Genomic DNA, 21,984 nt, shown 5'->3' on the forward strand with positions numbered 1-21,984 from the left:
AAACCTAAAAACAAAAAGTCATGGCAGAAAAAATTCTGGAGATCATGGATCTGAAAAGGGAATTCAGGATGGGCGAAGAAGTTGTTCATGCACTGAAAGGCGTAACATTTACGGTAGAGAGAGGTGAATTCGTGACCATTATGGGAAGCAGCGGTTCCGGAAAATCAACTCTGCTTAATATCATAGGCTGTCTGGATAAGCCATCGGGCGGAGATTATATTCTGGACGGTGTTAATATTAAAAATCTTGACCGTGATGAACTTGCGGTTCTCAGAAATCAAAAAATCGGCTTTGTATTTCAGTCCTATAACCTTCTTCCAAGAACTACAGCAAAAGAAAATGTAGAACTTCCGCTTCTCTATAACTCAAAAGTATCTACTGAAGAGCGCCATACAAGAGCTTTGAATGCATTGACCGCAGTAAAGCTTGAAAGCCGGGTTGACCACCTTCCTAACCAAATGTCCGGAGGACAACAGCAAAGAGTAGCTATTGCCAGAGCTTTAGTAAACGAGCCTGTAATGATTCTCGCCGATGAAGCTACCGGAAATCTAGACACCAGAACATCCTATGAGATCATGGCTTTAATGCAAGACTTGAATAAACAAGGACGAACAATTGTTTTTGTAACTCATGAACCAGACATAGCCACTTTCAGCAGCAGAACAGTAACCCTTCGGGATGGAAAAGTCATTAAAGACGTTAAAAATGAAAATATAAAATCAGCCAAAGATGCCCTGGAAAATCTTCCGGTAAATGATGATTATAAATAGTTTTAAACTAAAAATCTATTGCAATGAACCTCTCTAATCTTTTTAGAATTGCCTGGAAAGCCCTGTTACGGAATAAGCTTCGTGCATTTTTAACCATGCTTGGTATCATTATCGGTGTGGCTTCAGTGATTGCAATGACCGCCATTGGAGAGGGTTCAAAAAAAAGCATCAGCGATCAGCTTTCTTCAATGGGCTCCAATATGATTACCATACGTCCGTCCAGCAATGTGAATGTTTCCGGAGGAGCCAGAATAGGAGCTTCAGGGTTACAGACACTGAGACCGCAGGATGCAGATGCTATTTCAAAGGGAGCACCTGATGTTTCTTATGTTTCTCCTGCTGTACAGACCAACGGGCAGTCGATCAATGGTCCCAACAACTGGCCTACCCAGCTGCAAGGTGTGAATGAAGAATATTTTAATATCAGAGACTGGAGCATTGCGGATGGCAACCTTTTCACCAGAAAAGATGTAACTTCTTCCAATAAAGTCTGTCTTTTAGGGCAAACTGTCTATAACAGTCTGTTTCCTAACGGTGAAGATCCACTAGGAAGTATTATCAGATTCAATAAAGTTCCTATGAAAGTTATCGGCATCCTTGCTCCCAAAGGTTCCAATGCATTCGGGCAGGATCAGGATGATGTCATTATCGCTCCGTTCAACACTGTTCAAAGAAGATTTTTAGGAATCACGTATGTCCAGACGATTTACGCCGCTTCTTCAAACGAGAATACTTCACAACAAGCCACAGACCAGGTGTCGGAGATTTTAAGAAAACAGCATAAACTGCCTCCTGATGGAAGCAATGATGATTTCAGTGTAAGAACTCAGGCTGAATTGATCTCTACCATGAGTTCTACCAGCCAGCTTTTAACGGTACTTTTATCAGCCATTGCAGGTATTTCTCTTATTGTAGGAGGAATCGGAATTATGAATATCATGTATGTATCTGTTACGGAACGCACCAAAGAAATTGGGCTGAGAATGTCTATTGGCGCCAGAGGAAAAGATATTTTGTACCAGTTTCTTATTGAAGCAGTGCTTATCAGTATCACCGGTGGAATTCTTGGGGTACTTTTGGGTATTTTATCTTCAGAACTGGTTACTTTTTTCCTTTCATGGCCTACTTTCATTACGGAATCATCTATTATTGTTTCCTTTATCGTGTGTGCTGTGACCGGAGTATTTTTCGGGTATTATCCTGCATTGAAAGCTTCAAAACTTGATCCTATTGAGGCATTAAGATATGAATAGTTTTTGTACATTTGAATTGTGATACAAGTCTCTGGATTCGGAACTTTGAGATTGAAAAATCGTTTCGCAACAACACTCAATAACACCTAACAAAATATGTCTGCAAGCATTTCTTCCCATACATTTGATTTTTTAAAAAAGTTAAATAAGAATAACAATCGTGAATGGTTTAATGAAAACAAAAACCTGTACACAGAATCTCAGCAAAATATTGTTTCATTTTTGGATGAACTGATTAAAGAGATGTCCGGTTTTGATGAAGAACTTGCTAAAATTGATAGTAAAAAAGCCCTGTTCAGAATTTACCGAGACACAAGATTTTCAAAAGACAAATCTCCTTATAAAACCAATTTCGGAGCTTCTCTGGGAATGGGAAAAGGCAATCAGAAAGGAGGTTACTATCTTCACATGGAACCTGGAAAATCTTTTTTAGCCGGGGGTATCTATATGCCTGAATCTTCTGTTCTGAAAGAAGTACGCAAAGAAATATCGTTGTATGGTAATGATTTCCTTACAATTCTCAACAATAAGGATTTCAAAAAACATTTCCCGGAACTGGACCAGGATGACAAACTGAAAAAAATCCCTCAAGGTTTCGAAAAAGAAGATCCTATGGGAGAATATCTGAAGCTTAAGAACTTTATTGTGGTATATCAACTGAAAGACGAAGAAGTACTAGATAAAAGTGCAGTGAAAAATATGACAAAAGTTTTTAAACTGATGAAACCTTTCAATGATTTTCTGAATACTCCTTTTCTCTAATAAACTTGACTATTAGAGCTAATGAAAACAATTTTTGACCACAAATAACACTTTCCACTGGCGATTGTCCATATTCATGCTGAGGATATGTTGTATAGAATGTTTTGTACAAGATGTTAAAGATACATAGGAGTTTCTGTGACAAATTGAAAATACATTAGAATTCAGTATCATACAAAAACAGACACTGAGCATAATTATTGAAAATCAACGCATTATATTTAACATTTTTTAAGAAAAGTTTTACATTTTTGCTTATCTTTGCTGTTCGTCAAAAAGCTTACGATGTCTTTATACCAAAAAATCGCAGAAAAACTACAATATATAACTCCGAATTTCTATAAAAAAAGATATTTTAAAACGTTAAATAATCTTAATAAAAATAATTTTTCGGAACGCAATGTAGAACCGGAACTGGTATGGATCAAAGAATACCTTCCTAAAAATGCTGTCATACTGGACATTGGTGCGAATGTAGGAACTTTCCTATACCAGTTGGAAAATACATTGAAACATGACCATATCTATGGTTTTGAACCCAATAAAAAGCTGTACCGACGATTAAAAAGACTATTTCCAGCAATGCACATTTTTCCTCTGGCTCTTTCTGATGAAAACAGAATTGCTGAGTTCAAAGTACCTATCATTAACGGAAAAACAATTGCTTCCCGTGGTACTTTAAACACTTCTTACAAGGAAAAAGGAGAAGAAAAAAGCTATACAGAAAAAGTAAAAGTGATCAAACTGGATGAATGGGCTGCACTAGAACATTTCAACAGGCTTGATTTCATCAAAATAGACGTTGAAGGAAACGAAATAAAAACACTTTCCGGAGCGAGAGAAACTATCAGACAGTTCAAACCAACTTTGATGGTTGAAATGGAACAAAGACACCACCAAACTCCTATATGGAATGAAATATCTGAAGTGATGAGCTGGGGATATGAAGCAAAATATCTGAACAGAAACAGCTTCACCCTGGAAAATCTTACAGAGGACATTATAACACAAAATACAAACGACGAAAAAAATAAAACTCAGTACATCAACAATATTATTTTTATACCTAAAAACATTTAAAACGACTTTATGAGTGTAGTAGCGAGACAAGGCTTCAAATATTCCATTATCGGTTATATTGGTTTTTTGCTGGGCACAGTTTCCGCAATATTCATATTTCCGAATGATTTTGAATTTTATGGAAAGCTGCGCTACATCCTCCCTACTGCAGAAATGCTGGTTCCTTTTGTAGTACTGGGAATTTCCTATTCTAATGTGAAATTTTTCCACACCGTAGAAAGAGACGGCAAAAAACAAAATATGCTGTCATTGTCGCTGCTTGCAGTTTTTATCAATTTTCTTGTTTTTACAGTTGTATTTTTTATACTTCCCTATTTTTATCCAAAGTTCAGGCACTCGGAAGCATGGAAGATCAAGGAAATGATTCTCCCGCTGATTTTAATCCTTTCATTCTGTGCTATTTTCAATAAATACACTTCCAATTATAAAAGAATCGTTGTTTCCAATATTTTCGACAATCTGTTTCCGAAAATAGCGAATTTGGGAGCTTTTTGTCTCTTTTTCTTTGCTTTGTCTCGGAATATTACTGCTCCGACATCGCAGAAAATTGCCTACATTTTCTTTTTTGGAATATTCTTTTTAATGCTTTTGGGGTATATTTATTACACCAATAAACTGGAAAAAATCAAGCTTGATTTTAATACGGATTATTTTAAGAAAAACAATTTCTGGAAAGAGTTTTTCAATTACAGTTTCTTCGGATTCCTGGGAACTTTTGGAAATTACCTGGCCATCAACAGCTTTATGATTGGAGAATTTATGGGAATGGAAGAGGTAGGAATCTATTCTGTTTTATACGCCCTGATCTCATTAATCTCTATTCCACAGCTTGGATTATTTAATATTTCTGCACCTATCATCAACAAAACGCTGGCAGACGGAGATATGGAAGAGCTGGACAGGTTTCACAAAAAAACATCTTTAACGTTATATTTCCTTGGAGCTGTTTTATTCTCATGCATTATGGTTGGATTCCCTTATCTGACACAATTTATGCCGAAGAACGGAACGATGCTCAGAGAATACGAACCTGTAGTCTGGATCTGGGGTTCTGCAGTATTGATAGATCTTGCAACAGGTTTCAACGGAAATATTATTTCACTCTCAAAATATTACAGATTCAATATTCTGGTGATGCTTTTACTGGCGGGGCTGACTATTGGACTCAACTATTATTTTATTAAAAATACAGACCTTAAACTGATTGGAATTGCTTTATCTACGGCTATTTCTCTTTCCATCTACAATGTTGTGAAAATTGTTTTCAATTATTTTGTATTCAAAGTTTCACCGTTGAGTATTGAAATGATTTTTGTTTCTATTATCTGCACTCTGGCTATTACTGTCGCGATTGTTCTTCCAAACTTCAACAGCAATCTGATCAACCTGATTTACAAGCCAGCAGTTGTTTTGGTGCTGATCTACATTGGAAATTACTTCACCAAGATTTTCCCGGTTGAAGACTATCTGAATATGAAATTTATTAAGAGTATTTTTAAGTTTAAGTAAAAAAAATACTACATTCGTAAATATTATATAAACAGATTAACCGAGTACTATATAATATGAAATCGGTATGGCTCAGAAACAACAACACACAGCTGATAGTGATAAGCATCCTAAGCAAGATTTTCAAGTAGAACGCTTAGCCTTTTTTAGTGATGCAATTTTTGCTATTGCTATTACCCTTCTTATTATAGAGTTTAAAATTCCTCATATAACGAAAGAAACCACTTTTGATAATGCCTGGGAACAGTTAGTTGAGCTTAAATATAATTTTTTTGCTCTTTTGTTGAGCTTTTTTCTCATTGTAACGTATTGGATGCGTCATCATTTTCTATTCAAGCATATTCATAATTACAATAAACAAATTGTAATCGCCAATATGGCTATGTTGCTGCCCATCATCTTCTTTCCTTTTACCACTGCTTTTTTTGCTGAGAGTGTTGACAATAAAAATGTTGTTATATTAGCATTTAGATTTTTCTTGTTAAATCATATTCTTGCAGGAGTGGCTATCTACACCCTTTATTGGCTTGCAATTGTAAAACACAAAGAATATTCTTTCGAAATGACTTTAGAGGAAAGAAAAAAATTCACTTCTGACCTTTTATTCACAACAATTATTTTTTCAATTATATTTTTAGTAACGTTTTTGACGAACAATGTTCAGACCGTTTTATTAGTATTTCTTGTATGTGGATTATCAAAAAAAATATTTGATACATTCGTAAAAAAAAACAATCAAAAAAGCGTAATTATCTAGTAAGATTATTCAACCTATTTTCCAGATCTTTTAAAATTTCCTTTTTACTATATTTTATTTGAAAATCAAAATCGATCCCCGCTAATCTCTCCCACTGAGTAAGAATGTTTTCTTCTTCCGGAAGAATAAATTTTAAATTTGACCGATAGTCTTTTGGAAAGATAACCAGTTTTCCATACTTAATGGCATCACCAAGGTTTCCTGTCATTTTAGTCAGTCCATACGTTTCTTTCATACTGAAAAATTCTGTATCCTTCTGAATCGGGCACCACAAGATATCCGCTTTCTGCATCCATTTGTTAAACTCTTCAGAAGAAACTCTTTCGGAAAAATAAATGATCTCAATATTTCCAGGCTGTTTTGCAGAAAGTTGTTCAAGTTGTCTTAATTCATGTCCTTTTGCTTTTCCAAGGAAAACAAACGTATAAGACTTATCTGTATTTAGTTTTTGAATGGTTTCAAGAATATAGGCATAATCTCTTCTTTTTTGCGAAACTCCACCGGGAATCACCACCACAAGATCCTCATTTCTTATTTTGTCAAAATCTCTTGTATAAAACAGCGGCAAAAACTGATATCTCTCTGAAATTAATGCTTCATCCAGTACGAAAAGAGATCTGGACGTCTGATAAACTTTAGTTTTGTAGAATAATCCTTCTTTCAGCCACAGTTTTAGCCTGAAGATAATATCTCCTTTGAAAACACTCTTCATCAGATCGAGCTTTGAAGCTTTTGTAAAATTAAGATTATGAGTAATGATTGCCGTATTGTACTTTTTTGTTATTGCTAAAAATGTATTAAAATAACGATGTACAGTCCCTATGATAACCAAATCATATCCTTTTCCCTTCAGCTGATCCAGGATCATAGAACTGTCTGATAAAAACACAGCTTCATTGCTATAGTTTATCTGATCTTTAATTTTTTTTGAAAAATAATAGTCAATGGCGAAATCCTGAGAACCTTCCATAACATCCATGAAAGCCTGAGCAATTTCTGCGTGAGTGTCTATTTCTATGTAAGCTATTTTTTTCACAGGTGAATGAGAGTTAAATCTTAAGTTTTGACTAAAGCCAATGGATTTTTATTTTTTTGTTTCTATTGATTAAAATATACAAAATTATTTACCTACATCTTCAACCACTTCTTCTTCAGCATCCTCCAGCGCTGATCATTAACAGCTTTTTGCTCTTCTTTCGTGATTTTAAGTTCCATTTTTTTGGACCTGCAATTTTCATAGGAATTGATAATATCAAAGAAAAATGATGGAGACTTGCTTTTCATCGCTTCTTTTGAAGAGGCTACATAAGCCAGAAACCTGTTCAGGCCTAAGAAATAAAAGTACCTGCCATAATAATCTGCTGGCCGTATTGTATAATCCGCACCTTTTACTTTAATCAGTTTCACATGGAGCTCCGGAAGAACAACTTCCTTCCATCCCAGATTTTCCAACAGTATGGAATCTATATTATCCCAGCCCAATGTTTCTCTTAAACCACCAATCTGAATAAAACATTCTCTACGATAAGCCTTCATAGGGCCTCTTACGTGATGTTTATTGGAATTTCCTTCATAGATCCAGTTTCCGTCTTTTTCTATATACAGAAGACCTCCTACAAGCCCGTATTCTAGGTTGCTTGCAAAAGCTAATTCTACTGCTGTCAGATAATTTTCCGGAAGAATGATATCGGCATCAAATTTACAGATGATATCAAATTCATCCATAGACTGAGTCTGAAGTCCGTTTTTAAAAGCATGAACGACTTTAGATCCTGGCTGATGTTCCGATTTCTGAAGATTAACTGTTTCAAAACGGGAATCAGTTTCTGTATATTTTCTGATAATCTCAGATGTTCTGTCTGTAGAACCGTCATTCACTACCACTACTTTAAAATCTTTGTTGCTTTGCTGCTGTAAAGAATCAAGCGTAAAGGAGAGGTTATCTTCTTCGTTATGGGCAGGAATTATAATTAAAAACCTCACGGGAATTATAAGTGATTAATAATGAATGATCAATAATGCTCTAAAAAGCTTTTTATCATTGATCATTCATTGTTTATTGAATTTATTTGTTATGCGGTTTCAGCATATTTTTCGGATCAAGGATTTCATCCAGTTTCTCCTGAGAAAGAATTCCTTTTTCAAGAACAAGGTTGTAAACGCTTTTTCCGGTTTCCAATGCTTCTTTGGCAATCTGTGTAGATTGTTTGTACCCGATATAAGGGTTCAGTGCTGTTACAATACCAATACTGTGTTTTACCATATTCAGGCAAATTTCTTTATTAGCAGTAATACCTACTACACACTTGTCGCGAAGGGTATCTAAGGCATTGCAAAGGAAGTTGATATTTTCCATGATGGCATGAGAAAGTACAGGTTCCATTACATTCAGCTGTAACTGCCCTGCCTCTGCTGCAAAAGTCACGGTAAGATCATTTCCAAATACTTTGAAACAAACCTGGTTTACCACTTCCGGAATTACCGGATTTACTTTACCCGGCATGATAGAAGATCCCGGCTGCATCGGCGGAAGGTTAATTTCAAAAAGACCTGCTCTTGGACCTGATGAAAGCAATCTTAAATCGTTGCAGATCTTTGATAATTTCACCGCAAGACGTTTCGTAGCTGAAGAGTAGATTACATAAGATCCTGTATCAGGAGTTGCTTCCACTAAATTCGGTGCTGAAACAATCGGGAATCCTGTAATCTGAGCTAAGTTTTTAGCACAAAGAACGGCATATCCTACGGGAGCGTTTAATCCTGTTCCGATAGCTGTTGCTCCCATATTCACTTCTACGAAAAGGTCTGCATTATTATTCAGTTTGGAAATATCCTCTTCCAACGTAGCTGCATAGGCTTCAAATTCCTGTCCCAAAGTCATTGGAACTGCATCCTGAAGCTGAGTACGTCCCATTTTGATAACATCATGAAACTCTTGTCCTTTTGCACGGAATGCGGCAATAATTTTTTCAAGCTTTTCTACCAGTCCGATGTTCATCTGCAGCAATCCCATTTTGATGGCTGTAGGATAAGCGTCGTTGGTTGACTGTGAAAGGTTGATATGATCATTAGGTGAACAGAATTCATATTCTCCTTTATTTTTCCCTAATTTCTCCAATACAATATTGGCGATCACTTCATTTGCATTCATGTTGATAGAAGTTCCTGCCCCACCCTGAATCATATCTACCGGAAACTGCTCATGATATTTCCCGTCTACAATTTCATCACATGCTTCTGCTATTTTAAAATATAGGTTTTCGTCTAGAAGTCCTAATTCATAATTGGTTTTTGCTGCTGCTTTTTTTACAAAAGCCAACCCTTTTATGAAATCCGGATATGAAGACAAAAGCTGCCCTGAAATTTTAAAATTATCGATAGCTCTTTGTGTCTGAACCCCATAATAAGCATCTAAAGGCACATTCAGTTCGCCTAATAGATCACTTTCTTTCCTGAAATTTTCCATTACAGATATTTTACTGTTTTTGATCGTTTAAAGATAACAAAAACGCATCTAACCGATGCGCTTTAATTTGAATTATTTTACTGGATATTTTTGATTTAAAGCTTGCAGTATTGCCCATGTTTCGGCATCCATGATTCCATCATAATTCTGTGGACGGAAGTGGTACTGGAATGCTTCAATTGTTTTCTTGGTGGCATCATCCCATTTCCCGCTAAGATCCAATCCGTATCCAAATTTCTGTAATGAAGTCTGAATAAGGAAAATAAAGCTGGAATCATTATACTTTGCAGTAATGTCTGCCTGTGCTGCTTCAAGGTAAGTCTGCTTGGCTGCGTCATCATACCACATCCCAATCTGGTATTCGTCATATAACTTTTTCCATGGGAACATAGGTCCCGGATCCTGTTTTCTTGTAGGAGCAATATCTGAATGAGCAAGTACATAAGTAGGCTGAATCTGATATCTTGCCACAATATCTTTAACCAATGCTGCCACTTTTTTCACCTGATCATCACTAAAAGGAGCAAATGTTCTTTTACCTGTAGCATCTGTAGTATAGCCGGCGTTTACAATTTCAATACCGATAGAAGTATCATTGAGGTTTTTGTCATTTCTCCAAGAACTTACACCTGCATGGTATGCTCTTTTGTTTTCGTCTACCAACTGATAAATCTCGTTATCTCCTATATTGTTTACCAGATAATGGGCGCTCACTGCCTGCTGGGTAAGAACGGTAATCGATTTATCGTCTGGAATAGCTGTATAGTGTAATATTAAGTAGCGTTGTCTGAAGTTTTGGGCGACTGCAGGGAAATAAGTCTTTACGACTTTATATCCACCTGGTTTTGCAGAAACAATAGAACCATAACTTACCGTATTATCATTTTTTGTTGGGTCTGCTATATTAGTAGTAAAAAAGTCTACTCCATGATCAGATACAACTTTTGGTTTTGGAGCAACCGGAGGTGTTGTCTGAACCGTCGGTTTCGCCTGTGTTATCGGGGTTTTTGGTTTGTATGTATTTTTTTTTACATTTTGTTGAGAAGTACATGAAAAAACAAAAGTGCTTAATCCGATGATATATAATGTTTTACGCATCAGTTTGGTTTTTGGATGATTTATTACTTCAAAAATACACAAATTTTTCTTGAATTTTATTTGGTAAATAAAGAAATCTATTCTATATTTGCACTCGCAATAACGGAACAACGATCATTAAAAAATAAACAAAAAGGAGGGTTGCCAGAGTGGTTAATGGAGCAGTTTGCTAAACTGTCGACGCGAAAGTGTCGCAAGGGTTCGAATCCCTTACCCTCCGCTCATTTATATATTCTCGGGGCGTAGCGTAGTCCGGTCATCGCGCCTGGTTTGGGACCAGGAGGTCGCAGGTTCGAATCCTGCCGCCCCGACTGTTTTAGTAGTTTTCTCAAAACTACTTAATGGGTGCGTAGCTCAGCTGGATAGAGCATCTGCCTTCTAAGCAGACGGTCAAAGGTTCGAATCCTTTCGCGCTCACAAAAACCTTACAATTTCTATTGTGAGGTTTTTTGCTTTTAGAAGGTTACCCATCTTATTTTACAATCCTACGACATCAATAAATCAGATAATATAAAGCATCCCGATTTCAATCAGGACGGTCAAAGGTTCGAATCCTTTCGCGCTTACTTAAAGAGACAACTATTTGATAGTTGTCTCTTTTTTTATACCAATAAAAATCTGTGAGCTAAACTTTTACAATTGGGATATTCAGAATTCAATTTTTGAAGCTAGAATTCTGCTGCTACTTGTTTGAAATCATCTGGAAGTGCTTCAATATTTATTCCACAGGATTTCTTCGAAAATTCAAAATCTTTAAGATTATAATGTCTTTTTCTGATAGGTTGTGATTTTTTGAGAAAGATCTTTTTAAACCGTAATTACAGCACGATATATCTTTACAGAGTCGCGCTACATTTAGCCACAAACTGCTCAAACTTCCGATCTGTATTCTGCATGACCGGTCCGTGACCGAAACAGATAATGGCAGGATTCAGTTTTGCTAACTTCTGGAGCGATTGGATGTTGCTCTGTTGATCCGAGGTGAATATGTTTGGCGGAAGCCGCAGACCGGTCGCTGTTGTGAGCAGGTTCATATTTGTTGCCACATCTCCAATGATCAATACACCATCTCGCTCTCGGAATAAAGAAATATGACCAGCAGAATGTCCGGGTGTTTCTATTACCCGAAAGTCCCCGATCCTATCATTTTCAACGATCGTCTGTTCGACTTTATGTCCCTGACCAGCCCAGTACTTCTGCTGAAGCTTTGCTACCCAATGTTGCGGAGTTGGATAATCGTTGGTTACCATACCCGTTTCTGTCCTAAAAACTTCATCGGGATGACAGAGTAAGGGTATCGCAAACTCATCGCATATCTGATCACTACAGCCCTGATGATCTGCATGCGCATGCGTCAGTACATGTTGATAAACAGGGATTTTCTGGAGAACTTTCTTTACAGTAGTATACGAACTCCGTATTCCGGAATCTACCAATACACCATCGATAATATAACAGTTAATACTGTTTCTTGGCATCAGTGAAATCTGGAACACTTCGGGAGCAATTTGACGTAGCATCGTTTTTTTTATGCAAATCTATATCACTGATCAGTACTGGATAAGGACATTTGTCCTATAATACGTTGGGTCTATGTATTTGTCCCTTCGCCCGTGTAAGTGATCGTTGTGTAATGCCCAGGTACGATGCCAAGTCCTGCGTTGCTATGCGCTGAACGAGCATCGGTTCGTTAGACAATACATGACGGTATTTATCCACAGTCGATTTATTATTGTAGTTCAACAGATAACCTTCCTTTTGGTTGTACTCCTGCTCCATCACGGATTTAATGACTCCGTTCCAAGCGGTGACCTGACCAAGCAGTTGCTGATAGTCCGGGTAGCTTATTCTATAGATTACGCTATCTTCTACAGCTCTGATACTCCTTCTAGATTTTTCCTGCTTCACAAACTCCAGAAACGAGGTGACAAATTCCTTTTCAAACTTGAAGCAGGTTATATTTTCCTTTCCATCTTTGTCGATAGCGTATGCTTTTACAGCGCCACTAGCAATAAATCCAACATGACAGCAGGGTTCATCTTCACTAATAAAAAAATCGCCCTTTTTTAAGCGGATTGGTTTGAAGAATTGCGCAGAAAGGTTGATTTCTTCAGTGGATAATTCTCCTGTTGAGAATAGGTAATGTTCAAATACGTCAACCATTTCGTAATTTTTTTGTCCTTTAATTTTCTTCTAACCTTCTATGATTACATACCAAATTTGACATCCAAATCTAACAATTATCGTAGACTCAACAAAAGTATTAAAATTCAACAAAAAACCCTTAAAACCTAATTAAGATCAATATCCTGATTGACCGCAAAGCTTTACATTCTTTTGCGCTCACTTAAAAATTCACTAGAAGCGGTGAGGTTTTTCGTTAATCATGGCTTCAGACAATGAAAAAACGTCACAACAAGTTTACTCAACATAAATAACCACGTTCAATAGGAACATGATTTAGTCTAAACTTATAAAAGATAAGACAATTAAAGACACCAAAGTTTCCAGATAGCTGTATTCTTAATTCAAAACTAAAAGAACTTCTGTTTAATCCCTGATAAGCTGCTTAATCTCATCCTGGTATTTCTTATTCTGTTTTCTGATCTTCATGACGAAATAGGAAAAGATACTTAGTATAAAAAGTCCCAAAAGAATTATCCCTGCAATAAAATAATTATATCTGGCGGTTACTCTTTCGCTTTTCTTTTCAGTTTCTATATTGTGAACATCAATAGCGTGATTGATAGAGCTCAATTCGCTCTGTTCTCTTTTAAATTTTGTTTCAAAGTATTTCCTGCTGTAAACCTGATAAAGATTAGGATTTCCCATCGCCAGATAATTATCTGCCATTTCTTTATAAATACCTTCATTAAGGGATAGATCTCCTGCTTCTTTGCCTAAGTTTTCTGCTTTTATTAACAGTTTCAATGCTTCCTGATTTTGATGTTTTTGCTTGTTCATCTCTGCCAGTCCTTTTAAAGCAAATGCTTCAAGGCTTTTAGCTTTGATTAAACCTGCCAGACTCATAGATTTCATGAAAGCTGTTCCGGCATTGTCCGGCTGATTGAGATTGAGATAACAATGACCTATATTGTAGTAAATGATACTCTGGTTAAAGTATGTTTTCTCTTTTTTTTCTTTGATTTTCTCAAAGTTTCTGATGGCAATTAAAAATTCCTGAAGGGCAATTTCCGGATTCGACTGGCTTTTATAGATCATCCCGCGCAGAGCAAAGCTTCTGGCTGTTTCAAAATGTTTCAGATAGGAATCTTCGGGCAGTTTTACCAAATATTCATCAGCTTCGTCCAATGTTTCTAAGCTTTTGCTGAAGAGCTCCATCTGCTGGTACTGCATAGCTGCTGCTATCAAAAAGCTGGTCTGAATCTTGGGATCATTCGTTTTCTGCACCAGTTCCCTTGCTTTCAGAATATATTGCAGAGATTCGTCAAAGTTTCTCTTGGCAATTCCTGCGGTGGACAAAATCAGATAGATTTTAATGGACTTATTGAGATCTTTTTCTTTTCGGAGCAGTCTCTTTCCAATGTTTATGGCATTGTCAGGATTGTTATAAATTTCCTGATTAGCAATCTTCATCAGGGAATCATCAGAAATTTTCTGCCCGGCAAGAGGTGCCTGAAAAAGCAGAAGACCCATCAAAACGATATGGATAAAGAGTTTCATCAGTTTTTATTTTTTATAATTTCCTGAATATAGGTATTCGGTGACATTCCTGTAATGGATTTGAAAACGTTCGTAAATGCACCATGAGATGAAAATCCAGCATATTCTGCCAGATAACTTACTTTATAATTCAGATAAGCCGGATCTGTTTTCAAAAGGCGCGCGATATGATCAATTCTCAGTTCATTAACATAGCCGTTAAAGTTCTTTCCTTTATTATTATTGATGACTTCAGACAGATATTTAGTATTTATTCCTATCTGGGCAGAAAGAATGGCCAGTGACATATTTTTATTCAGATAACTGTCAGATTTTTCCCAGTCTTTGAGTTTCTGTAGAATTTCTTCTTCTTTTTCTTTTGAAATTTTTGATGGATCCTTTTCCTGATTTTTAATCTCTTTTACCGCTTCATCTTTCAGTCTCTCAACCTCAACGATTGAAGATTCTTCTTTTATTTTCAGTTTTTCAAAGAAGTCAAGCTGTTTTTTAAGGTGTCTGCTTCTTGCTGATTCACTCAGGAGATACGCAATGATTCCTGCAATAAGAATTAAAATAATAATACCGACGGTTTTAAGCTGCTTCTCTTTATTCTGTTCCTGGAATTCAAGGTTTTTATGATGATATGTTTCAAGCAGTTTAACGACATACTGTATGCCTTCTTTTTTATTAGAATCCAGTTTTGCTTTTAAATCTGTGTATAAATTATTGTAATAATAGTATTTTTCATCATTATTAAGTGCCAGATAGCTCCGGGCAAACAATTCATAAAATATGATTTTCAGATCATTATAAGGAAGGTTTTCGATTTCCGAAAATCCTTTTTCCAGTTGTTTTACAGCTCCATTATAATCACCTTTCAGAAAGTAATAACGAGACATACTTTCATAGGCAAACGCAGAGATAAAAGCATTATTATCATGTTTTTCAATGTCCTGAATAACATCATCAAGTAATTTTTTTGATTCTCCCAGTTTATTCTGCCTCATCAGAAAAGTAGACCGGAAAATAATATTTTCCCATTTGATAATCCTGTTCTCTTCATTGTTATTATTAAGGTAGGAATCACTTTTATCAACATTCAGTAAAGCGGAATTATAGTTTCTGGAAATTCCGGCATTGATCGCCTGAAGCTGGAAAAGTTTAGCGAGCACCATCCGTTCTTTTGGGTTGCTGCTTTTTAAAAGTTCCGGATCTTTTAAAATACCTGCAATGATTTTTTTCGACTGTCCGTATAGTCCTAAGTTCTGATACTGATCTGCAAGGTTATAATCATCAAATAACTGGATAAAATGGGAAAGGGTCCCTTTTTTGTCATCGTCTTCTTTCTGATTGGAAATACTTACAGACTGTACATAGTTTCCCTGCAAGGCATAAGCCTGGGAAATAATATTCCGGAGAATCACTTTATGCTCAATGTTTTTGTCACTGATCAAAAGGCTCTGTGAATAGCTGATACATTCTTCGGGATTCTGATATAATTTCTGAAAAGCTTTATCGGTTAAAATACTAAAATCCGGAGCAGCCTGCCCATGTATAAAAACCGGGCACCACAGAATGAAAAACAATATTGATATATTATTTTTAAGTATTTTTTTGAACATAAGGATCATTTCCCCATTGTTTTTATCTGATATTTCTATCATTACTCCTTTTAAACTACACAAACACAAAGTATTGATTTACAATATTTTATTTTTTAAATTCTTGTAAATTCAACGAATTATGCAAGCTTATTTCTTGACGAAGGGCAAATATAACGCTAATATTGTTCAAACCTTTAAGTCGATTCAAAATATTAGACTTATTCTCAAATTTCAATGAACCCATCACATTTATTAAGCATTATCATTATAAAAAATTAAAGATAATCTTATAATCATCTAAGATATGATTTTTAAGATATAATTCAATGGATCATTACCCATTGATATAGAAAAAGAAATTAAAAAAGTATTACAACAATTAATTCTACCGCTCAAAAATCTGATAATAAAGCCGGTATATGTAACCCTAAAAAAATAGAAATAAAATGAGAAAACACTACTTATTATGGATGATTTTCCTCTTTTCGGCCCATCAACTGAATGCACAGACTTACTGTGTTCCTACAGCCGGAACTTCCAGCCAGGCTAATTATTTAAAAAATGCCATATTTTCAGATCAGGGAGCTTTATATTATACGGCTGCAACCTATCAGGCATACGTTGACAATTCTTCAAGCCAGACAGTAACTTCATATCCGGGAGGAACAGTGAATGTTCATCTGGATTTCGCGGGGTCTGCAACAAAATCTTATGTCTGGATCGATTGGAACAATGATGGCGATTTTGATGATTTTTATGAGAATCCCTTAGGGCCTTCAAGCTATTCGGTTATTGATGACCAGTTTTTTGTTCCACCTACTCAGGCAGCAGGAATATATAGAATCAGGGTACAAAGCGGAACTTCATTTCCGAATCCTGTAAACCCATGCGGTCCTAACAATTATGGTAATTTTGTAGATTTCAGCTTGAAGATAGATCCTTCTCCAACCTGTTTTGTTCCTGCAACACTTACTTCCTCCAATATTACCAACAATTCTGCAATGATTTCCTGGAGTGCTCCTGCAACAGCACCGGGAAGCTATGAATATTATTATACTTCTTCCACCACTATTCCGGATGCCTCTACTCCAATATCGGGAACCAGTAATACAATCTCAGCACCTGTCAGCGGACTTTCGTCTTTTACTACATACTATTATTATGTAAGATCAGTTTGCAGTACATCTAACAAAAGTGCATGGTCTTTGAGGGGGATATTTAAAACCAAGTGCGATGCTAAAACTTCAATGTTTGAAGATTTTGAAAGTACAGCAAACGGGGCAAATAACGCTGACTGCTGGGATAGAATTATTTTGGGATCAGGATATCAGAATATTGCTTCCAGTAGTGGTGTGAACAGTAGCAAAGCAATGTATCAAAGTGCCAATGGAGCTGCCAATACAGTGATTTCAGTACTCCCAATGTTCAGTAATGTAAATGCGGGAACTCACTGGCTGAGATTTAAAGCTAGAGTAAGCAGCACTGCAGGCGTATTAGACATAGGCTATGTTACTAATGATACGGATGCTTCTTCTTTTGTGAATATCCAGTCTGTGAATATCAGCAATACTGTTTATGATGGATTTGAATACAGTGTCGTGATTCCCAATACTGTTCCTGCCAACGCAAGACTAGCCGTAAGACATGGAGGTGTTCCTTCAGTAAATATCTACTGGGATAATGTATACTGGGAACCTAAACCTACCTGCCTTACTCCAACAAATATCGTTTTATCCAATGCAACCAGCGCAACAGCGAATATAGCATGGACAGCTCCTGCAGCTGCACCAGCAATGGGATATGACATCTATTACAGTACAAGCAATACTCCCCCAACCTCATCTACTGTACCTAATATAACAGGTGTAACCGCAAATCCTTATACCATTCAGGGATTAAACTCTGCAACAACCTATTATATATGGGTAAGATCAAGATGCAGCGCTTCTGATCAGAGTCTATGGAGCAATATTGCATCGGTGCTGACTCTTTGTGCACCTGCAGCAACACTATCAGAAAATTTTGATTCTTATGCTACAGGATTATTAACCAATGCTCCATGCTGGGGAAGACTTGTAACAGGGATAGCGAATGTAAACCTTAATGGAAACGGAGCTCTTTCCGGCACAAGACATATTTTACAACGCAGTATTTCTGCGGGAGATATATCAATTGCTGTATTGCCTGAATTTACCAATATCAATGCTGGTACTCATTCTTTGAAACTTAATGCTTATTGCAGTGTGAATACAGGAAAATTAGAGGTTGGATATATGACCAATCCTACTGATGCTTCTTCTTTTACACTGATCCAGCAATTAAATATTATCAATACCTCCTATACTCCAGCTACAGGAACTAGTGAATACACTGTTGCCATTCCAAATACTGTTCCAACAGGGGCAAGGCTAGCTATCCGAGATACGTATGCAACTTCAGGGAATGCACTCTACTATTGGGATAATATTTCATGGGCTCCTACACAAACCATGAACGTAAAGGACAGCGCAGTGAGATCAAAACCAAGCATTTACCCTAATCCTTTCACGGATATAATTACGATCACTGATAGTAAAAATCTACAATCAGTAACGGTTTATGATGATTCGGGTAAACTCATCACTGAGATCAGAAATCCTGACCATACTATTTCATTAAAAGACTTGACATCAGGAGTCTATTTAGTAAAAATGATTATGAAAGACGGTAGTTCTCATACCGTAAAAGCCATAAAGAAATAAATGTTGTCTCTGTCATCAAAAGCGGTGGGAACTCGTCCATCGCTTTTATGACAGTTTTATCCTCCTTAAACTTATTCAATGAAAGACTTTTACTTCGTTTATAAGCCTGCTTCCGAAACCGGAAAGCACTGGCTTCTATTGGTCAGAAAGCTTCTTTTTGCAGTGCTTATTTTATTTTTTGCAAGCAATATGCTTTTTTCCCAGAGAGATACGGAACATTGGTTTGCTCCTATAAAACAAGGCTTTACAGCTGACACCAACAAACAGGCATTGTTTCTATCTACAGACTCTACTACTCCCTTTCCTGTTACGATTTATAACAATAATACCGTCATTGGAACTGTTACCATCAGTAAGGGAAACCCTCAGTCTTTTGATATTCTTAAAGATTATATGATTACAGAATCCCAGTCACAGGTATTTACAACCACAACCCGTGGGCTTTATGTAAAAGGGGAGAAACCTTTTTTCTGTACTTTCAGATTTTCGATAGACAAACATGGAGAAATACTTACTTCTAAAGGAAAAGCAGGAATCGGAACAAAATTCTATGTCGCTCACGTCAACTTACCACAGCCTGATTCTACTTTTAATTTCACGTGTGGTATTTTAGCCACGGAAGATAATACCACGGTTACCGTATCAGGATATAATCCGGCTGTACAGTTCTCCAACGGAAATACAGGAACAACCACTCCTTCCATGACTATTACTTTAAATAAAGGACAATCTTATACCATTGACGGCAAAGGCTCTGCAGCAGGAAATCTTACTGGTTTCATTGGGGCTAAAATTGAGTCAAACAAACCGATCACAGTTACTAATGGTAATTTTAACGGACAGCAGACTCTTATTGGTAATGGCGCAGGGGGAAGCGATATATTTATGGATCAGTCAGTTCCTGTGGAGCGTCTGGGAGATGAGTTTGTATTAATGAAAGGAACAGCTCCTCTATCTTATGAACTTGAAGGAGCTATTGTTGTAGCTACTGAGAATAACACACAAGTCTACCTAAACGATGAAACAATTCCAAAAGCGACATTGAATGAGGGACAATTCTACAGAATAAGCTCAACGGGGTATATCAGCCAGAATTTCAGCGGGCATTACAATATGCGTATCCGCTCTACTAAAAAAATATATGTTTATCAGCTAATGTCCGGCGGTACTTCCGGAACATATTACAATACAGGTGGAGCTAATTACATTCCACCACTCAACTGTTTTTTACCCAAGAAAATTGATGAAATCGGGATGATTAATGTTCTTCCCTATTTCACACCCATGACTCCCACTGTAAGATTACAGATCATTACTGAATCCGGCGCAACCGTATCTGTAAATGGAAATACTTTATCCGGTGTTCAGGGGCCTTATCCCGTTACAGGAAATGCAAACTGGCAGACCTATTCTGTAGAAAACGTTACAGGCAATATCACCGTTCAATCTACCAAAGCTGTTACAGCAGGAATTGTAGCTGGATATGATGCTGTTGGTTACGGTGGTTATTTTGCCGGATTTTCTTCTGTCCCTGTTATTTCTAAGAAAAACGGAACCTGCATTCCGGGGATGACTCTGGAAGCAGATGACAGCTATGCAACTTATCAGTGGAATTTTAACGGAAGTGCTATTCCGGGAGCAAATACTAATACATATACGCCTACCCAACCAGGAAATTATACCGTTACCGTTTCTGTGGGAGGAAGCTGCCCTCCTGTCACAACACCAGTTTACAAGGCATTTTCCTGTTTAGCTCATACCACAAAAGCTTTAACATTATGTTCAACAGGAACTCCTGTAAACATAACTCCTGCTTTTACCAATTCATCCCAAACTCTGGTTCCGGGAACGGTACAAATCATCAGTCCGCCTGCCAACGGTACACTCACTGTAAACCCAACAACAGGAATACTTACTTATACAGCTAATACCGGAACTGCGGACACTTTCACCTATAAATTCTGCGGCAATGTTCCTGAATTTACAGATTGTGAAGAAGTAAAAGTAAATATTACAGTACAAACTGTCACAGTAACAAATACCTCTATTAAAGCCTGCAGCAATAATGGAAGCGGACTTTTTGATCTTACTTCTGCCAATGTAGGAGGTCCATCGGGAAGTATTAAAAAATATTATCCTACTTCTACAGATCTGGCTGCGGGAACCAATGAAATTATTCCGGCCAATGCTTATGTATCCTCTGTTCCTAAAGATATTTATGTAAAAGTATCAACCCTTGAAGGGTGTTTTGCTCAGGCAAAGATCACTCTTCTGTTCAGTTCTTCACCACAGGTTCGGAATGCATCTTTAACGTCTTGTTATATTGATTCAGCTCCGGATAAAGGAAGTTTTAACCTTACCCAGGCATCTGTTACCAGTGAAACCGGTATTACAAAAGAATATTATAAAACCCTACAGGATGCAGTATCCGGGATCAATGCTATTCTAAATCCTAATGTCTATCTTTCCTCCAGCGGAACAGTATATATTAAAGTAATCAATCCTACAGGATGTTATACTATTGCGACAGTAACTCTTACTGTCACGTTGCCTCATCCTTCCCCATTGCTTAAAGATCAATTCATATGTTTTAATTCTACAACAACATTAGATGCCGGACCTGGCTATGATTCTTATGAATGGAATACAGGAGATACCACTTCCTCTATCTCCAATGTAGGAGTGGGAAATTACTGGGTCATTTTAGGACATGATCATTGTTTTACCAAACAGAATATTACGGTAAAAGCAGCATCCAAACCTGTTATCAACAATATTGATATTGAAAACAACAAGGCCACTCTTACTGTAACCGGAGGGCAGCCACCCTATCTGTATTCTCTTGATGGGATCAACTGGCAGAGTTCTAATATATTCACAGGTCTTCCTAATGGGCAGAATAAGTTTTATGTAAAAGATTCTTACAACTGTGAACCGATAAAAGTAGAATTAACGGTCATCAATCTTATCAGCGCTATTACTCCCAACGGAGATAATATTAATGACACTATTTCCTACGCAGATTTTGCTTATAAAAAAGACTTGTCCTTTATGGTTTATGACCGATATGGGAACAATGTCTTTACAGGTACACGCTTTAATAATTACACATGGGATGGCTTATTCAGCAATAAAAAACTGTTTACCGGAACCTACTGGTACGTAATTACCTGGAAAGAGTCTGCTCTGCAAGATGCCATTATTAAATACACCGGATGGATCTTATTGAAAAATAAAGAGTAGTCCAAAGTTTACACAACAGCTGTTATACTCAAATTAAT

At 36.8% G+C, this 21,984-nt stretch carries 16 protein-coding genes and 3 tRNA genes; 11 read left to right on the forward strand and 8 right to left on the reverse strand.

The window, feature by feature from the left end; genetic code table 11:
* The first annotated feature begins 20 nt into the window (after positions 1-20).
* From GFU89_RS20570 to GFU89_RS20595, 6 genes are all read left to right on the forward strand, one after another.
* Positions 21-770, forward strand: a complete 750-nt coding sequence (locus tag GFU89_RS20570; protein ID WP_318848904.1) for an ABC transporter ATP-binding protein — start codon at positions 21-23, stop codon at positions 768-770.
* 23 nt (positions 771-793) lie between these two features.
* Positions 794-2,023 (forward strand): ABC transporter permease, encoded by a 1,230-nt coding sequence (locus GFU89_RS20575; protein WP_318848905.1) that lies wholly within the window; start codon positions 794-796, stop codon positions 2,021-2,023.
* 96 nt (positions 2,024-2,119) lie between these two features.
* The gene (locus GFU89_RS20580) at positions 2,120-2,785 is read left to right on the forward strand and encodes a DUF2461 domain-containing protein (RefSeq protein ID WP_318848906.1); all 666 of its coding nucleotides are present in this window, start codon (positions 2,120-2,122) and stop codon (positions 2,783-2,785) included.
* Between the two features lie 285 nt (positions 2,786-3,070).
* Complete coding sequence (locus tag GFU89_RS20585; RefSeq protein WP_318848907.1) at positions 3,071-3,865, forward strand: FkbM family methyltransferase; 795 nt, start codon at positions 3,071-3,073, stop codon at positions 3,863-3,865.
* Between the two features lie 9 nt (positions 3,866-3,874).
* On the forward strand, positions 3,875-5,374 hold the full coding sequence (locus tag GFU89_RS20590) for a lipopolysaccharide biosynthesis protein (protein ID WP_318848908.1): 1,500 nt from the start codon (positions 3,875-3,877) through the stop codon (positions 5,372-5,374).
* A gap of 67 nt (positions 5,375-5,441) precedes the next feature.
* A complete protein-coding gene (locus GFU89_RS20595) occupies positions 5,442-6,131 on the forward strand; it encodes a TMEM175 family protein (RefSeq protein ID WP_318848909.1) in 690 nt (229 codons plus the stop codon).
* On the opposite strand, the gene GFU89_RS20600 is transcribed toward GFU89_RS20595, so the two are convergent.
* The 4 genes from GFU89_RS20600 to GFU89_RS20615 form a co-directional block, all read right to left on the reverse strand.
* Positions 6,124-7,167, reverse strand: a complete 1,044-nt coding sequence (locus GFU89_RS20600) for a hypothetical protein (RefSeq protein WP_318848910.1) — start codon at positions 7,165-7,167, stop codon at positions 6,124-6,126. The two genes, GFU89_RS20595 and GFU89_RS20600, sit on opposite strands and share 8 nt — an antisense overlap.
* Positions 7,168-7,259: 92 nt before the next feature.
* A complete protein-coding gene (locus GFU89_RS20605) occupies positions 7,260-8,114 on the reverse strand; it encodes a glycosyltransferase family 2 protein (protein ID WP_318848911.1) in 855 nt (284 codons plus the stop codon).
* A gap of 82 nt (positions 8,115-8,196) precedes the next feature.
* The gene (gene aspA, locus GFU89_RS20610) at positions 8,197-9,597 is read right to left on the reverse strand and encodes an aspartate ammonia-lyase (RefSeq protein ID WP_318848912.1); all 1,401 of its coding nucleotides are present in this window, start codon (positions 9,595-9,597) and stop codon (positions 8,197-8,199) included.
* Between the two features lie 72 nt (positions 9,598-9,669).
* Positions 9,670-10,695, reverse strand: a complete 1,026-nt coding sequence (locus GFU89_RS20615) for an N-acetylmuramoyl-L-alanine amidase (protein WP_318848913.1) — start codon at positions 10,693-10,695, stop codon at positions 9,670-9,672.
* Positions 10,696-10,830: 135 nt separating this feature from the next.
* Between GFU89_RS20615 and GFU89_RS20620 the strand changes: the two genes are divergently transcribed.
* The 3 genes from GFU89_RS20620 (at position 10,831) to GFU89_RS20630 (ending at position 11,112) form a co-directional block, all read left to right on the forward strand.
* Positions 10,831-10,915 (forward strand) — tRNA-Ser (locus GFU89_RS20620).
* A 16-nt stretch (positions 10,916-10,931) separates the two neighbouring features.
* Positions 10,932-11,006: transfer RNA gene (locus tag GFU89_RS20625), tRNA-Pro, on the forward strand.
* A gap of 32 nt (positions 11,007-11,038) precedes the next feature.
* A tRNA-Arg gene (locus GFU89_RS20630) sits at positions 11,039-11,112 on the forward strand.
* Between the two features lie 419 nt (positions 11,113-11,531).
* Here GFU89_RS20630 and GFU89_RS20635 read toward each other — a convergent pair.
* The 4 genes from GFU89_RS20635 to GFU89_RS20650 all read right to left on the reverse strand — a co-directional run bounded on the left by GFU89_RS20635 (position 11,532) and on the right by GFU89_RS20650 (position 16,022).
* Positions 11,532-12,215 (reverse strand): MBL fold metallo-hydrolase, encoded by a 684-nt coding sequence (locus GFU89_RS20635; protein WP_318848914.1) that lies wholly within the window; start codon positions 12,213-12,215, stop codon positions 11,532-11,534.
* Between the two features lie 55 nt (positions 12,216-12,270).
* Positions 12,271-12,858, reverse strand: a complete 588-nt coding sequence (locus GFU89_RS20640) for a Crp/Fnr family transcriptional regulator (protein WP_318848915.1) — start codon at positions 12,856-12,858, stop codon at positions 12,271-12,273.
* A 387-nt stretch (positions 12,859-13,245) separates the two neighbouring features.
* Positions 13,246-14,379, reverse strand: a complete 1,134-nt coding sequence (locus tag GFU89_RS20645; RefSeq protein ID WP_318848916.1) for a hypothetical protein — start codon at positions 14,377-14,379, stop codon at positions 13,246-13,248.
* Positions 14,379-16,022 carry an AraC family transcriptional regulator gene (locus tag GFU89_RS20650; protein ID WP_318848917.1) on the reverse strand — a complete coding sequence of 548 codons (1,644 nt, stop codon included), beginning with the start codon at positions 16,020-16,022 and terminating at the stop codon, positions 14,379-14,381. The genes GFU89_RS20645 and GFU89_RS20650 overlap by 1 nt, the downstream gene beginning before the upstream one ends.
* A gap of 386 nt (positions 16,023-16,408) precedes the next feature.
* On the opposite strand from GFU89_RS20650, the gene GFU89_RS20655 reads away from it, so the two are divergent.
* The gene (locus GFU89_RS20655) at positions 16,409-18,703 is read left to right on the forward strand and encodes a fibronectin type III domain-containing protein (protein ID WP_318848918.1); all 2,295 of its coding nucleotides are present in this window, start codon (positions 16,409-16,411) and stop codon (positions 18,701-18,703) included.
* A gap of 78 nt (positions 18,704-18,781) precedes the next feature.
* Complete coding sequence (locus GFU89_RS20660) at positions 18,782-21,946, forward strand: T9SS type B sorting domain-containing protein (protein WP_318848919.1); 3,165 nt, start codon at positions 18,782-18,784, stop codon at positions 21,944-21,946.
* The last annotated feature ends 38 nt before the right edge of the window (positions 21,947-21,984 follow it).

This window comes from Chryseobacterium sp. JV558 (assembly GCF_033712365.1).
Lineage (GTDB): Bacteria > Bacteroidota > Bacteroidia > Flavobacteriales > Weeksellaceae > Chryseobacterium.